Origin of the sequence: Vibrio sp. TBV020 (assembly GCF_046056895.1) — a bacterium.
Taxonomy (GTDB): Bacteria; Pseudomonadota; Gammaproteobacteria; order Enterobacterales; family Vibrionaceae; genus Vibrio.
The window spans coordinates 2,192,555-2,209,867 of sequence record NZ_JBEEAQ010000003.1; the positions used below are offsets into that span (position 1 = coordinate 2,192,555).

General features: G+C 40.0%; 11 protein-coding genes. All 11 read right to left on the reverse strand.

The annotated features are described in order from the left end of the window. Positions 1 to 68: 68 nt before the first annotated feature. Complete coding sequence (locus tag AAFX28_RS18020) at positions 69 to 1,955, reverse strand: methyl-accepting chemotaxis protein (protein WP_408689706.1); 1,887 nt, start codon at positions 1,953 to 1,955, stop codon at positions 69 to 71. Between the two features lie 59 nt (positions 1,956 to 2,014). Next, positions 2,015 to 2,764, reverse strand: coding sequence for a hypothetical protein (locus tag AAFX28_RS18025; protein ID WP_408689708.1), 750 nt, complete (start codon positions 2,762 to 2,764; stop codon positions 2,015 to 2,017). 331 nt (positions 2,765 to 3,095) lie between these two features. Beyond that, positions 3,096 to 3,686: a response regulator gene (locus tag AAFX28_RS18030; protein ID WP_408689710.1), complete on the reverse strand. Its 591-nt coding sequence runs from the start codon at positions 3,684 to 3,686 to the stop codon at positions 3,096 to 3,098. A gap of 202 nt (positions 3,687 to 3,888) precedes the next feature. After that, entirely contained in the window at positions 3,889 to 4,497 is a 609-nt protein-coding gene (locus AAFX28_RS18035) for a response regulator (protein WP_408689712.1), read from the reverse strand. 174 nt (positions 4,498 to 4,671) lie between these two features. After that, positions 4,672 to 5,556, reverse strand: a complete 885-nt coding sequence (locus AAFX28_RS18040; protein ID WP_408689714.1) for a LysR family transcriptional regulator — start codon at positions 5,554 to 5,556, stop codon at positions 4,672 to 4,674. 409 nt (positions 5,557 to 5,965) lie between these two features. Continuing rightward, positions 5,966 to 6,586, reverse strand: coding sequence for an IbrB-like domain-containing protein (locus AAFX28_RS18045; protein WP_408689716.1), 621 nt, complete (start codon positions 6,584 to 6,586; stop codon positions 5,966 to 5,968). After that, a complete protein-coding gene (locus AAFX28_RS18050) occupies positions 6,586 to 7,851 on the reverse strand; it encodes a DUF3440 domain-containing protein (RefSeq protein ID WP_408689717.1) in 1,266 nt (421 codons plus the stop codon). Before AAFX28_RS18050 ends, AAFX28_RS18045 begins: the two co-directional genes overlap by 1 nt. Before the next feature lie 226 nt (positions 7,852 to 8,077). After that, positions 8,078 to 9,241 (reverse strand): EAL domain-containing protein, encoded by a 1,164-nt coding sequence (locus AAFX28_RS18055; protein ID WP_408689719.1) that lies wholly within the window; start codon positions 9,239 to 9,241, stop codon positions 8,078 to 8,080. Next, positions 9,222 to 12,965: an ATP-binding protein gene (locus AAFX28_RS18060; protein ID WP_408689721.1), complete on the reverse strand. Its 3,744-nt coding sequence runs from the start codon at positions 12,963 to 12,965 to the stop codon at positions 9,222 to 9,224. The genes AAFX28_RS18055 and AAFX28_RS18060 overlap by 20 nt, the downstream gene beginning before the upstream one ends. A 654-nt stretch (positions 12,966 to 13,619) precedes the next feature. Then, the gene (locus AAFX28_RS18065; RefSeq protein ID WP_408689723.1) at positions 13,620 to 16,328 is read right to left on the reverse strand and encodes a hypothetical protein; all 2,709 of its coding nucleotides are present in this window, start codon (positions 16,326 to 16,328) and stop codon (positions 13,620 to 13,622) included. 301 nt (positions 16,329 to 16,629) lie between these two features. Beyond that, positions 16,630 to 17,274: a hypothetical protein gene (locus AAFX28_RS18070; RefSeq protein WP_408689725.1), complete on the reverse strand. Its 645-nt coding sequence runs from the start codon at positions 17,272 to 17,274 to the stop codon at positions 16,630 to 16,632. Positions 17,275 to 17,313 lie beyond the last annotated feature (39 nt).

Consider the following 17,313-nt stretch of genomic DNA (forward strand, 5'->3'; position numbering starts at 1 on the left):
AACGCCATCCATGGCGATTTACGCTTCCATTACCTAATTACTTTAACTTTGTATTTTATTACTCTGTGCTAATTCCGGTTAAACGCACTACTGAGGACACGAAGGTTTTCTCCAACTCTGGCTAACTCTTTACTCGCATCTAAGGTTTGAAATGACGACTCTGCAGTCTGATCAGCAATATCTTGGATCGTGTTCGCCCTTGTACTGACTTCTTCCGCTACATTACCTTGTTCCTTAACCGCCTGAGCAACTTGGGCATTCATTTCCGTAATGTTACCTACTTCGTCAGTAATAGAGTTCAAGGCACCTTTGACATCCTGAGTCTTATCGACCATCACATCAACCTTCTCCTTACTTTCCAACATTGTTCCCACCGCGTCTTCTGTATCAGACTTAAGGCGTTCGATCATACGTTCAATTTCTACAGTGGATGACTGCGTCTTTTGAGCAAGGGAGCGAACTTCGTCTGCAACAACCGCAAAGCCACGACCATGTTCGCCAGCCCTAGCGGCTTCAATTGCAGCGTTTAACGCAAGTAAGTTCGTCTGTTCTGATATGTTTTTTATCACATCCAAAATAGAGACAATACTCTCACTTCCATCTTTCACTCTTTGAATAACTTGTTCGGAATGATCGATCGACTGCGCCAAGTCTGTCATACCTTCTACGGTGGCGTTAACAAGTTCATTGCCCTTATATGCCTCAGAACTCGCTAGGTTGGCGGATTCTAAAGTGAGCTCCGCTTTAATAGCGACTTCCTGTGCTGAAGCACTCATTTGTGTCATTGCAGTTGCAACTTGCTCAATGTCTAACTTTTGATTAGAAACACCTTGGGAAGTTTGATCAGTTAAAGCAGAAAGCTCTTCAGATGAACTAGCAATGACAACAATGTTATCGCTGATTTCTCCAATCATCTCTTTCAGTCGGTCAGACATCGTACCCATTGCAACAATCAGTTGGCCGAGTTCATCCTTCCTTGTCGTCTCTACCTTAACGTTTAAGTTGCCGTTTGCAATGTCATGCATGGTATCAACAGCAGTACGCAAAGGAGGAACAATTAAACGAGTCATGATAAAAGCAATAGAGCACCCAAACACCAAAGCGATTGTAGCAAGCACTGAGTTGAACAAGATCACGTCTTGACCACTTTCTACCAATAACTTTTTCGCTATTTCCCTGATATTTTCGGCAGAACTTGTCACTTGTTCTGCATTTTCCAGTAACACTTTTTCGGTTGTATCATTACGCTTAACAGTGGCCACATACTCATTAAATTCAGTCTCATACTGAGTGATATATTGAGTCGTTAAATCGAGGTCACCACTTCTATACGAAAATGAATCACTGATCACTTTACGCATTGATTCAATGATGCCATTGACTTCATCTGCGTAGCTGAAGTTACCCGAAATAACAAAGTTTTTCTCAGCCTGTCTCGCTTCTAACATTTGTTTAATCAACCGATTGGCTTCATCCGCTCTTTCGACGACAGTGTAAATACCAGTCGTACGTTGCTCATTGATTAAGTTTTGTAAGTTAGCATTTTCGGACTTCCAGACCGCAGTTAACGCGCCTTCCGTAAGTCTCGCGGACTTACGCATATCCTCACGTAAACGGATAAGCAATTGAATTTCATCAGCGTAGCCATTCAAGGCTTCGCTGTATTCATCCACATCCTGAAGAATCGCTAACAACGCGTCATCATCATAAAGACCTGCCCCTTGTACAATCGTGACCAGATCTCGTATAGAAGATAATATCCCATTAATTTCTTCTACATATGTTTCATCTGCTCTAATTTTTAAATCCCTTTCTAAAACCCTAGCGTCTTTAATTTCCTTTACTATCTCGTTTAAGTGATCTGAGTGTTCGACTTCTTCATTAATTTCACTCACACCTTGTAGCGAAACGAATGTAGAAATAGCCATCAAAGAAATAAGAATAACAAATGCCACTATTAACTTATTTCCAACCTTAATGTTATATAACCACTGTAAATTCATATAAACCTCGCTTAGAAAATAGGTTCAGTTACACATGAAACGTAATAGCTATCTTCCTCATACGAAAACTCATCAACGACGCCACTTTCTAAACAGAAAGAATTTAGATAATAACCTCCAGAATCTGACGTCCAATAAACTAGGCCAGTCGGCCAGCCAAAGTTTGAAAATAAATCGCTTGACTTGGAATACAAAACTTTCAACTCTGAAGTTGAAGGTATTCGCCAATTTTCTTGTCCTGCAAAACGCACTTTATTCAAGTTTTGGCACCAACGTTTCCCTTGTTCAACTCCTTCGCCATCCATTCTAAATGCAGCAAATTGCTCATATTGTGAATTGAAATAATCATCAAATATAAATGCGTATGTATTATTCTTGTTGTTTGACTCATCCGATGCAGAGTAACTCCATGCATCCATTAACTGCTTTGAAGGTGAGCTAGTGAACCACTGAACACCTCCACCAGTTAATGCTATTTCTCGCAACTTTAAGCAATCACCGACGGCTGAACTAAGGCTTCTATCATCAAGCACATCACCACATATAACGGAACCAGAAGACTGCTTCCTCGAATACTTCATCGCCGACGTTGATGCACTTACCGCTGTAGAACTTTCTAAATTTTCCTCATACTCTTCAGAAATAATGGTACTGATTCTTTGCGCAATATCATCCTCATCGAATTCAAACACATCACCAAAATCACAGCCACTAATCGAAACTACAGAAGTTATGAGAACGGTTTTATAATATTGTTTCACGGTACACCTTCTTATATTTAAAATGCCACACAAAAAACAAACTACAGATATATCTTTGCAATTCATTTGCACAAGATAAAGATATACTTATCCATCACCTATAACCGTAGAGCCAAGCCAAATACCTTAATTATTAGATTCAAACCTACAAGAATATAAGATCTTTCTCACAAAAATAAAATTGCAATGTCATTAACAAAAATAAAAAAACCATAGTATTAATAATATAAATTTGAGATATTCATTCTAAAAAGAAAAAATCTCAAGCCCCTAAACTTTAGAAACTTGAGATTTTGTCACAGACAGGCGCCAGGGCTGACTATTTTATTAATTAAGCCCTTTGAAGTTCAATGATTTCTATTATAGAGTTGGCATTGTATTTTTCTAAGATTCTTGATTTATATGTGCTAATTGTTTTTGAACTCAAAGACAATAACTCAGATATTTTCTTATTTGAATAGCCTTTAGACAAATAGTTGAATACCACTGATTCACGTTCAGACAATTCAGGGATGTCACTCATTGATATTAAACACTGTTTAAATACAGAGTAGCCACGATATGTTGCTAAAATTGCATCATTGATGAGCGATGCATCCTCTGTTTTTAATATATAGCCATTCGCACCTACATTTTTAGCGGTATGACTATACAAAGGATGATTGTTGGAGGAAACAAACAAGACTCTACCAGTAAAGCCGCCTTTTCTAACTCGCTGAATAAAATCCAATCCATTGCCATCGTTCAAATCAACATCCAGAATGATCATGTCGATGTTTTTCTCTCGAAGGGCACGATATGCGTCTTTCGTCGAATCAGACTGAACAATCTGGCATTGAATCGCCATGTTATCCAGCATCGATACTAACGCGTTTCGAACAATTGGTTGGTTATCTAGAATAAGTACGTTGATAGAGTTCATTGCCATCTCACTTTGATAAATTTAGTTTAGGTTTCCTTTCGAACACATTCCGTATACTTATACAATAGAACGTATCTTCATGATGATGTGGAAAACCCACATTCCAAATTGGAAACACCGCACGAATTAGAGATGCTCTGATAGATATGTGCTCAAATAACCTTAGAGCACATAATAGTTTTCAATGAACGGTTTGTAATTGTCATTCAATATTTTTAGAATTTACTAGCTCAACAATGCTCGAAACATTATATTTATTGAGTATTCTGCGTTTATACGTACTCACCGTCTTAGAGCTTAATGATAGAAGCTCTGAAATGTCTTTGTTTGATTTACCTTGAACAAGGTAGTTGTATACCACAACTTCACGCTTTGACAGCTCGACAGTCCCTAACGAGTGGTGCTCACTCGGTTTAAACTTAAAAATAGAATAGCCGTTAACAATGTTGTCGATCGATTCTCTTATCAGGTTTAGGTTTTCAGACTTACATACGTAACCATCCGCCCCGATTTTCAGCGCAGCGTTGATATGTACGGCGCTATCACTTGCCGAAATAAATAGAACCTTTCCCTTGTATCCATGGGCTTTAACTCGTCTCAAAAAGTCGAATCCGTCACTGCTTCCTAAGTTTACGTCGAGTATAAGCAAATCAATAGCACCAGATTTAATAGTTTCAAGTGCTTGTACAGTGCAGCTCATACTCTCTACTCGACGAATATATTTAACGTCTTTAAGCAAATTTTCGATCGCTGCGCAAGCTAAAGGGTGATCGTCTACGATAAGACAATTGATTACGACCCCAGTGTGCATACCTTATTCCTCCCCCGATGATTTTGCTACAGGCTAACAAGAGTAAACTTCATGTCAATTGGTGAGGTGATATATAGAAGAAAGACGAAGGTGAGTACGAAAATAAAGGAAAAAACCTACAAAATAACCAGACTTAGATAAATAATGGCAGTCTATTGACAGAAGAAAGATTAACTATTTCACATAACGTTGGATATGTTCTAGAAGTATTTCTTGGAGTGGTTGACCTCGATTTATTGTTCTATATATAGCGACTACTTTCGGAAACTCATGCTGCTCGATCTCTCTAGGTAAGCTGAAACTTTTGTATCCGCCAATAGTCATATCGAAGTTATGTAGGATAGTTGCGTAACCGCACGTACCAATCGTGTTGAGTAAGCAAGTTACGTTGTCTATAACCCCTTTCACATCAATATTTATATCATGCTTGTTTAGTATGGCACGACTGATGGCTCCATAATAACTTTCCCCTTTTGTCGGAGGCATTAGAAATGGCAATTTGAGTGCGCTTTCTACATCATTGACACCAGAAGATTCACTTACGATGACTTTGGGCAAAAAATACCCTAAGTCATGTTGATAAATACTTTTAGGTAACTCCGAATTAAAGTAATGGATTCCTATATCAGCGCGGCTCTCAATGAGATCATTTTTAGAGTACTTGTCCCATGATATAAGCGAGATACTGGCTTTAGGGAACGTCGTGAATAGGTCGGCCATTAGTTTATCCCCAATCCAGTACTGGATAACACTTGGTAGTGCAACCACTATCTCTCGTTCATATTCTTTTGGATTAAACGCCCCATGTACAATTGCTGATTGTATGGCATCAAGACTGGAGGTAAACACGGGAATTAGATCGCTCATGTACTCGGTCGGTTCAAATTCCACAGGACCTCGCACAAACAATGGATCATCAAGCTGAGTCCTTAATTTTGCCAAATATTTGCTTACTGCACTTTCAGTTTTACCCAATGCTTTCGCGACAGGCTTTAGCTGTCGATGTTTGTTCAATAGAATCAGAACTGAGAGTAAATTGAGGTCGAGTTTGAGGTCCATTCTGTATATCCCTAAATCAAATCAACGTGAATGAATCGCTATATGCCATTCAATTACACAAGACTTTTCTTAAGAAGATATGTAAGAAGAGTAAAAAAATCAATCGAAAGTGTCCTGCTCAGTGACACAAGCATTTAATACACAAAAAAGTGTATTAGCTATCGACTGGATCATTTTCGGCTCATGTAGAAATAAAAAAAACCACCATTACGGGGGTAGCAATGGTGGCAAATACTATCGTTTATATACATCACAAATGTGTAGTTAATATAATGTACAAGCCTAGTTCCCTTTAAGCACCGTACAACATCTATATTAATAACAACCCACTTATCATTTAATCAGTTTTTTCTTAATTAGCTGTCAGCAGACCATGCCATTTTTAGTACTAGATGCGTGATTAGATCATTTATTCCCATGCGCTAGAAAATTTATTGTCTTCGAACGCTTGCGCCAGACCCGTCACTTGCTGCATACGCAGCACTTCGTCATTATCCATGCCTAACTCGCGACCAATTTCTTCGTTACTTAAGCTCAACTTTTTCAATTTCATCACTAATTGCGCGGTAAGCTCAACTTGGTGTGCGCCCCTCGCCATGTTGTGGCGTACTGAGGAAGACATTCGCTCATCTAAGCTCTTGTCTAGAACAACCACCGGCATATACCCTTCTGCTATTCCACTGATTTTTGTATCATTTTGCATTAAGTGACTTCGATGGTAGCCGTCAATAATGACCAGTTCATTGCTTCCTGGTTGACGCGCAGTCACCACCGGCATCGTCAAGCCATCTTTCAATATTGAATGACGAAGGAGTTTAAACTCTGGGGGAGCAACCTTATTAGGGTTGTAATCGTTATTTTTGACTAAACAGGTATCAACCAACTGAACATTTAATATCGGGTGACTAAATGGGGCTAGCCGGGACGTAAAATCAGATAGACTATTATATAATTGAACACGCTCATCTATTGCCATTGAATCAATATCAATACTCGTTAATAAGGACTCTAGTTCTTTTAACCACCCCATTACACTCTCCGTTTCTGCAAATACTCTTTATACAAATCTGTAAACTCTTCAGTTACACGCTTGGTTTGACCAAATGATAGCCCCCGACACCAGTAATCATTTTTGATGAGAACCTTACAAATTCGACGCCAGCTAGGCACCTTCTTCTGGGCTTCTAACTTTTTGTCTGCCACATCTGGAATACGGGATACTCCGTATTTTTTCCCATTACGACGCCACCACAAAAGAAACTGAAAGATACGCCCTCGGTAATGATGTTCTAGATTTGGCGGCATACTTCTAAGCAAGTATTTACTGTACTCTCTGTAGGTGTAGCCTTCTGGCAATTCAAATTTGTAATACCCCATAATGCGTCCTTGAGCTTTGCTATATCGCGCACCAAAATTACATCCTTCCACTCGTTCGACGAGCTTTTGCCAAGTCTGAGGTTCTAAAATTTGGAACAACCACAGGGCTTTTCTTTGGTCGTCTCCAAATGGTTGACATAGACGCTGCTGGGATAACGAAAGGCCGGCTAAATGCATCAAGTCATAGATACGGTTGTAGTCCCATTTAAACCTTCCATTTGCCGTCCAAATATCTTGTACCTTCCAGTCATAAATTGGGTATGCTCGGTACAGCAACGGGTTGGCTTCTGTTGTCCAACGTATATTTTCAAAACACTTTTTGCGCAAGTTTTTGACTGTTAGATATCGATTTAATGATTCATCAGCTCGGATCCCAACAACACAAGCACATTGAGTTTGCTTTTGTTGCTGATACCAGTACCCAAACTCTTCGACAAAGTCTTCAAACTCCATACCGACTTTAAAAAATGGGAAGTAATTAATATCACTGATGACAGATTTGTGCGGTGGTAATGTTCGAAGCCAACGATGTTGAAGATTGGGCTCCCAGCAAATCCATTTTGGTTGGAACTGAGAAACCGCATTTCTGAGGCTTAACGGTAAGCAAACCCAATAGGCGTTTACCTCTGGACGGTCAACCATGCGTTGGATAAAGTCGATGGTATGTTTGTATTGCGCTTCCATGTCAACCACTAGGACATCAACTGGTAGTCGATTCATAAGCCTAGCTTCTTCAATAAACATGTTAAGGGTTACTGCGGAGTCTTTCCCACCAGAAAAGGTGACATAGATATTTGGGAAGTTATTTAGTAAATAGCGACAGCGTTCCCTTGCTGCTTGATTGACGTCCTTGTCTAATTTTCGCTTACCATTACTAATACCGTTGGGAGTTTTTAGTGGCTCAGAATTAAACGCCATACACCTACCGTTTTGTTTCAGATTCAACCAAACTTCTCTACATTTGTATCCTCAACAAATACAGCTAAGTATGGATTAATAGTGATCATTTAACTCACAGTCTGCCCAATACTTATCTGAAGTGTAACTTCTTGATTTCTGAAAGCACCACCATCATTTTCTCAATATAGTTTCATATCCACAGACTGTGTCTAGGTCACCCGGCAAACACATAACCTATATCAGTCTATTTATGAAAATCCTTTTCCTCGCTGAATAGTTGAGTCAGAGACTTCGGTTTGCCCGTATAATAACCTTGGCACACGTCCACACCGAGCGCGTTCATAGCCTGATACTCGTCTTCGTCTTCAACACCTTCGACAACGATATTCATACTCAGCTTCTTCGCAAGCTGCACCGCTAGATCTAAGGCATGGCGATGTTTAATACTTTGTAGATAGTTATTCACAAAGCTTTTATCCACCTTTAACTCTGTAAACGGTAGCGTCACCAAATTGGTCAAGTTTGAATGGCCCACACCAAAATCATCGATAGACAAACCAAAACCATGCATCTTTAGGCGAGCGATACTTTTGAGCATTTCTGGGCTAAGTTCATATACGCATGCTTCAGTGATTTCCAATTTGATACGTTTAGGGGAAACATCATAATGTTCTAACTTACTGAGCAAGCCCTCGACAAAATCTGGCTGACAAAGGTCGTTGACTGAAATGTTCACCGCAACTTCTATTAAATCCGGTAATGACGCTATGTCTTCCATAACCCGGTTGAGCACAACCTCAAGTAACAAGTAAGCACTATTGGCATGCTCTAACACTGGAATAAAAGTATCAGGAAAAACGAGACCATCATCTGGATGATTCCACCGAACTAATACTTCAACCCCAATTAACTTGGTTGTCTTAAAGCTATACTGCGGCTGGTAATGAGTAATAAATTGGCCCTTCCTCAACCCTGATGTAATTTCCTCAAGTGGATACTGGCGTTGACTAGACGAGATTGGACTTGAGATATGCTTCATCTTTTTGGCTTTATTGAGTACTTCAGTGAGTTGATTCTCACCTAAAGGCTTTATATTTGAAGAAACCAAGTTCAAACCAAACATAACCGCCACTTTTTCAGCCAAAGCTATTATTTCGTCATTTAAACCACTTAAGATACTAATCGCTGACTGAAACTTCATTGAATGGAGTTCAGATAATACCGACAAACCATCTTCACCGGGCATATCAAGGTCAAAGAGTATTAGGTCCACATCATGCTGGTGTAAATACTGATAAGCAGCCGCTGCATGATTAAAGCAACTAACATTTTCTACACCGACTTCGCTAAGGCGTAATCTCATCACCTCGGTTTCAATGGGGTTGTCATCAAGGAGTAATACATTCATTTGAGCCTCTCTCACATTCCTCAGTCAACGTAATATGTTGCTTTATGCATACAATTAACTCTTGAGTTAATTCTGCTAGTTCGTTTGGCTCTGCTGTTTCAGCACTCTGTTCGACTTTTTTCGCTATGTCAGACAGTTGCTCTATACCGAGAATTAACGCTCCCCCTTTAACTTTGTGGGCTATTTTTTTTAACGAAGCAGGTTCGATACTGCTATTCATTAGCTCATCGACATCAGATGTCATCGTCGAAATAAACACCTGTTTCATTTGTACCGCTTCTTTTTCACCGAATTTGTCTAACCAACAATCACAAACAGCTTGCTCTTCTAACTTGTCTTCATTGATTGTAAGCAACCGATCAATTGCGCTACGAAGCCGCTCTATTCCATAAGGCTTATAGAGCATATAATCAAAGCCAAGCGATTCCGCTCGATCATGTACCGCCCTAGAGTCCTCTGCGGTACAACCTATAATTCGTAGCGAAGCACTATTAGGTAACTCTTCTCGTATTTTGCGCACGAGTTCAAAACCATCCATGACTGGCATGTGGCAATCCGTGATCAATAGATCATAATGCTTCACACATCGCTTTACTTTTTCGTATGCAGTTAAACCATCACCCACAATATCGACTTCGAAACCTAAAGATGTCAGCTGCTTACGAAACACAAGCTGATTGATAGGATTATCTTCAGCCACCAGCACTTTCCCTGAAAAAACCGTCGGATCTTGGGGTTGAGTTCTCTCGATTGGCTTTTTAAACACTTGCAATGTTTCTAGCAACAAATCTGGGAAAAAGGGTTTAGATACTAAGGTCACAATACTGCCGTCTATTCGCTTGAATCCATGCAATTGAGGATCAAGCTCGACAACATGCTCATAATTTTCAGTCGAACCCAAGCTATCTTTATCTTGAATCAAGATATGTTTTCGCTGCTCTTTCACTTTGGAATCAGCAGTCCAAAAACCCAACCAAGAAGCAACATCCGCAGAGTCGCTTGTACACTCAATGAAAAAGTCTTCAAACAAGTTCGAATAATGTGAGACAACCTTATGCGGTAGCTCAACCTCTACTTTGGTACCTAAGCCTTGGATACTTGATAAGGATATTGATCCCCCCATTAGCTCCGTCAATTCAGAAACAATTGAAAGCCCAAGCCCCGTTCCGCCATACTTTCGAGCGGTTGAGTTATCGGCTTGGATAAACGGAGTGAATACGATGTCCTGTTGCTCTTTCGACATTCCACAACCAGTATCTAACACGCATAATCGGATAGCGTTATCATCAACGTCTACCTGAACTTGGACCTCTCCCTGATCGGTAAATTTAATGGCATTTGAGACCAAGTTGTTCATGATTTGGGCATATCGCATTGAATCGAAAGAAATCACCCTAACGTTCGTTGGTGTAAACTGATAGTTGAGCTTTAGCCCTTTTTCGTATGCAGCTGCTAAGTGAATACGTAAAACTTCACCTGTTTCACTTAAGATTTCACACTCTCGCTGTTCAAGTTTAAGCTGCTGCGCTTCCAATTTAGAAAAGTCGAGAATGTCATTTACTAATACATTTAACTGTCTAGCGGAGGCGGAAACATTTCCAAGTAGCATTTGCCCTTCTTCGTCAGTCACTCTCGCCATCAGTATTTCCAAAAGGCCAGACATACCAGCAATTGGCGTTCTTAATTCATGACTCATTGATGCTAAGAACTTATCGCGAATCGAGATAGCTTGTTCTGCTTTCTGCTTAGCCGCGACCAGTTCTCTTTCTTGGCGCTGCTTGGAAGTAATGTCATTGATGATAGTAAGTACATAATGCTTATCGTTGGCGCTAACACGCTTACAGATGTACTCAACCGTTCGCATGTTCAGTGCACAACCCATCACATCAATATTTCTCTTTACATACTGATCTGTGTCTCGTACCTGCTTTCGCTCTTCTTTGGTTAGCAATAACGTGCATGTATCGTTATTTTCTCGTAGCGAGCAATTGTGACAGTCTCCGCTCAAATACATATCACAACTCGATAATAGGAGTTCATCATCTTCGTTATGGATAAACACTTGCGCTGGGAATTGCTGGATGACGCTTTGCAAGAACTTATTCTCTACACGAGAGTTACGGGCATCATTTTCTTTGATGATAAAGCGCAAATTTAGGTTCTTTAGCCATAGATATACAACAATACCTGCAATAGCAATAATCCCTGCTAGACCTAAAAGCAGTTGAAGTAGTAGCCTATAATCAATTCCGTAAACGACATTAAACGGGTCGTACGAGTTCTTGATTTTCTGCAGTTCGTTCCCATCCCAAGTACGTACCACACTATTAAGCAAGTTGGTTAACATAGGCTTACTTGCTGATACTGCCATTACTGCATTTACGGTTTTATAGTCCTTCCTATCAATGAAGTATTCATCATCAACGTGAGAAGAAATAATCATATCGATGATGTCTTCACGAATATAAGCTCGTTCTATTTCTCCGGAAGCAAGCGCTCTCAAAGTCCCTTTGGGGCTGGAATAAAGAATGGCGTCACGACCGAACACTTTCTCTTTAACTCCTAGCTCTTCTTTGCTTTGCGCTAAAAGAACCCCGTCTGCCTTTGCCACCTCGCTAGGTTGGTCTAACAAGGAAACCGCGTAATAGCGAAACGAAATTAAAGTATCCGTAAACTCGACACTTTCTAAAGGACTCATCGCTGTAAGTGAATAAGGGATAAGATCAATTTCCCCGCGAGACATCATGTCAGTCAGTGTTCCATTATCAGCCATGGGTACATATTGGAACTTGAGGCTCGTTCGACTCTCAATTAGTGACAATAAATCGTACAAATAGCCTGTTAGTTCGCCATTTGAGTTTCGAAACAGCAGTGGAAATGCATCATCGCTAAATGAATAACGGATCAAGTTTTGATTATCATTTTTGACTTTATAAGCAATATTCGCCATATCCGTAACGAGGTATGGGTTGTTCTTAGTAAAGATGTAAGCTTCTTGGTTAATAAGATCGATGATCTTATTAATGATTTTAATCAATCGGGCTTGTTGCTTGTTCGCAATAATTTTGGCGGTAACTAGCCCTCCCCAATCAGGGGTATGGATAATGCCTTGTAACTCGTCTGACTTATTCAAGTATTCACTCAAGCTAATATAGCTAGCAAGAACAGCGTCATTTTTGTCGTCAGCAACACTTTTTATTGCTTCATCAAACGTTGCGGTTTGAGTAACGTTTAACGCATTTTCTCTACGCAAAATGTCGCAATAGATACTTCCTTTTACACATGCCCATCGATAAGAACTGTCCCAAAGGTTGGTTCTCTCTGACTTACTCCAATAAGCAACACTGCTTTCTATAAATGGCTTGGAATAGATTAATAGAGGCTCTGGGCTAAGGTCTTTATGTTGAAAGCCTACAGCGAGATCAACCTTCTGCATTTCAAGCGCTTTCGCAATCTCATCAGCTCGGCCAAACTCTACAAACTTTAATTTTAAGCCGAGTTCGTTGGCAACGCGTTTAAGGTAGTTAAGATTGAGGGTGTAGAACTCACCAGTCATAGGTGATGTATTTGCATCATGCTTGGTTCGATCAAATATCGCGACTCGCACTTCATCTCGATTAATGATGTATTCTTTTTCCGATGCGGATAAGATTTTTAGACTGGTAGCGTTCGCTGCAAACGATAAGAGTATTGCAAGCAATAACGTAAAACGAAGCTTTATCAATGGACAATACCGATGTTATTGAGCTGGATGCCAATTCTGCCTTATCACAATTGATAGTCAAATTATTAACAACAATAACTTTCTATAAGGCATTGATTTAAAGGAATTTATCCATTTTGTAGGCACAAACCTACAAAAATAAAAGAATGAGCCCACAAAAATAAGTAATGTAATAGAAGAATATTTATTACTTCAGATGAATAAGTCTTAGTTAATGTCGTTTATTCTTTCTAATCTAGATTTGAACAATCTTACATTATATTAAGAACTATTGGATTCAGAGTATAAAAATAAGACTGCATAATACCGAGGAAACAAAAGATATGGATTCACTATGGTTATAAAAAACAGTCACAAATACAAAGGATTCACTATCTATTTTTATGATGGCCTATATCACCTTAGTTTTCGCGATGCGACCAGCGGTAAACTCTCGGAACACTCTAGTAGTGATATAGGCACTCTTACCAAGATAATTGATAATCTGAGAAATTTTCAAACGGTCCCTCCCAAAAAAGACAAGCCTAAAAGTCGTTTTTGGGAAGATCTATTGAAGCTAAAGTAATGTAAGCAACTACATCAATTGTTTAATACGGTTGCTGTATTATTACAACTAAACCGAAGGTGGTAACAATCACCTTCGGTTTATTTTTCTCAGAGCTTTTTCACTCTAATCGGCAACTTGAACAAGGCTATATGGCTATTGTTTGACTGAGTCAACGTCACGTAAATATCTCCTGTATGCTCACCAACCGCTATAGAGTTAAACTCTGTTTGCGTTAGCTTTAGAACGAATTTCGGCAGTTTTCCCACTTGGCACCCAACCGTTGTATTCATCGTTCTTCGTGAGCACGCATTCGCTCGATTCGATTGAAAATTGAACGTTAATCCTGGCGTTAGATCTATTGCTAACGGTGTGGAACCAGATCCCGAATATACGACTTTTTGAGGATTGCCACTTACTGGTACCGTTTGCAATGAATCTTGCATAGTAAAACCATAAGAAGAAGAAAGACTAAAGTAGTTGTTAGCATCAAACGCATGCTCTAGCGAACCATCTTCAAACACCATTTCAGCGAGACTGATCGTATCAACCACTTTAACGGGCTGCGTTAATTTTATCTCATCACCTTCAACATAATTTAGTGTTAATTCATAAGTATGGTTGCCTAAGACCGTTGGCGAATAATCCGTTGAAATCGTACACTCTTGACCCGCATTAAGCGTTGAACCACACGTACTTGCAGGGTTTATGGTTAAATCGCTGCTTGTATTAACCAAAATTCCTGTCGCATCAAGGAGTGATTCATTACGAAACGTGTAGATTAAAGTATAAGTCTCATTCAATCCTACAAGTTCTGAAACGCCTTCAACTTTTGAAGATAAAACAACATCACTTACCATAGCTAAGTTGTGAATTTTTACTTCATTACCTTCGTTATATCTAAAAGAAGCAGACACTTGCTGTTGTCCCGCTTCGTCGGGGATAAAATTCCCTTCTATTCTACATGACTCACCAGCATGTAATGTAGAGCTAGCCTGACAAGTATCACTTGTAATATGAATTGATGCCGTACTAGAAATCGATGTATCGACGTTCGTAGCATCATGGTCACTACTCAAGTTTTGAAACACCAAAGAGAACGGGTATGAATTATTTAAAGCAACAGTATGTGGTAGAGCGATATCAGAATGACCAATCACAGGAACAGCTACAACCTCCCCAGAAATCGTAAACTTTTCTGACGACTTCCCCCCATATTCGACACTTCCGACTAAAATGGTTGGCCCTAGTTGCGTTGTATAATACTCACCACTGATACTGCATGAAGAGCCAGACGTTAAAACGCCGACACATGTATTATGTGCGATTGTTACGCCTCCGGAATTATCTGATGAAATAGCCAAAGCCGCAGTATCCAATGCACTGGTGTTAGTCAGCGTGACGTGGAATGGGTAAGAATGATGTAACACCATGTTAGGTGGAAAATTCACATCCACCTGGCTATTAATTGATAGGTTCGACGCCTGTGATAAGGTTGAGCTTGCCATCACCGCTGTACCTTGATCAAAAGATAAGTAACTCGAATAGTGCTGAACACCGACTTGTTTAGCCGAAGCCGACACCGAAATATGACAACTTTCTTCCGCTTTCAATGTGGAATCAGTACAAGTATTACTCAACACATCGAAATGCTCTGGGAATAAGTGGGAGAAACGAACACCAGTTGCATCGTGTGTTTTACTTTCATTGGTAAATGTCGCCAGGTAATAATAAGGGTCATCTAATGCCATGCTTTGCGGAATGTCATTATCGATATGTGCAACTACGGGTGCTTCGACAACATTACTTGTTGCTGTTGCGTAGTGAGCTACTCCACCATCACCATTCACCGCGACCAAAGCCGTTACAGTACCAATCTCATTCGCTACTATGGATGCCGTTATAGAACATGACTCTCCTGCAGAGAGTGAATTCCCCATACAACTGTCGAATCGAATTTTGCTGAGCCCCGGAGCTAAGAACTGGGTCGTTAAGTTGTTAACCGCTTCGTCGCCGATATTCTTGAACTTGTACTCAACATCGTAGCTGGTGTTAAGTGCAATATTGAGGGGGAGTTTAGAGATCGACTGCCCTACAAGGCGACTTTTCTCTTGCATGTTTTTTGCGCCGATGATGACAGGCTGCCCTTCATCATAAGTAAGCCGGTACTGCACCCCCTCACCACCATCATTAGTTTTGGGCGTATAGTCTCCATTGATGTAACACGCTTCACCAGCTAAAAGTGAAGTACTACACGTACTTTTTACGTTCGTTAACGCAGAGCCGTGTATGCGCTGGATGTTAACGTTATTCGCTGTTTCATTGCCAAGATTGACAAATACAAAATGGACCGGATATGCAGTGCCGACTTCAAACATATCCTTGTCTAGCCTAAACGACATATCCGTATTTGAATGCATATAGCCTATGATGGCATTATCACCAGCATTGGTTTGGTTAGAAAACGTTGAGTTCCCAATATTGAGGGTCAACTTACTCAAACCGTCTGTTAATGGCTTAGCTCTAAGTGAAACGGTACATAAATCTTCGTCACCATACTTGTCCGTTAAGCAATTCAAGGCAGAAGACTCAATCGACATGTTCTCAGTCGCTAGGATAGAGTTTACATCACTAAGTGGACCGTTCCTCATAGAAGCAACGAACGAAACAGGGTAGACATCACCCGCGATCGTATTTGCCGGCAATTTTGTCACAAATTCACCGTTGGAGTCAGGGTCTACAGCCCCTTCAAATTGGTAATTGTCACAGCCAGCCAGTACTGACAGACAACTGAGGAAAAGTATCTTTGATTTATGCATTTATAACACCGAGCTTTTAAAGGTCTAACTCAGCGCTATGTTATATATACGAGCGTTTTTGGATATAGGAATAATCCGATCAATGCATAGGGCTTTTGTACTGCACACCATGGATATAACGGAAATTAATAATTCTATTAGAGAGCGTCACATTTGCGAATTATTTAGACTAGTAAAACTCTCAAGTTAGCAAACAATTGGGCCTTTCAGTCGAGTCAATAATATTGAGCAGAATTGTATAACGAGAAAGGCCAACCCGATTGGATTGGCCTTATTTTTCCATACATAAACGTTTAGTAATCTATTCTGGGCTCACTACTCGACCTTTTATTTCATTGCCTGCATCGCGAATCAGGTCAATCGGTGACAAAATGACGCCCTTTACTGCACCTTGAGTGGCTTGCTTAGCAATCTCTTGGCTTTTATCCATAATCTGATCTGTTTTCGCCGCCAATGCATCTGCTTTTTCTAAAATAGGCGGGATATCACTTCTTAGTGCTTGAGACTCACTAACCACTAAAGGAATGGTTTCTTCGCGATACCCTTTACTTTCTGCAACTACTCTAGGAATAACGTCTTGGCGATACTGCTGTGTTTCTTGTAACACTGGGGGGATAACTTGTTCACGGTATAATGTCACTTCCTTCACAATCGAAGGGATCTTCTCATCAATAGAAGCAGCCGTTTTATTGGTATCATTAACTGCAGCAGTAACTCCATCCACACTTTCAATCACACTTGGTAATAACGACTCTAACGTATCAGCAACCGCTAACCATTCATCAACTTGTAGATTTTTAGATAGTGTTGCGACATCTTCTAGAATTTGCGGGTAAGTATCGATGAATTCTCCAACTTTCGATGTCATCGAGTGAATAGTGTAGCCCAAGTAGAATATAGAAATAGCAAGCAACAATTGAATTGCTGAGCCGAATTTAGAAGCCATGTTCGTTCCTTCGAAATATTACATCTTTATATAGGCAAT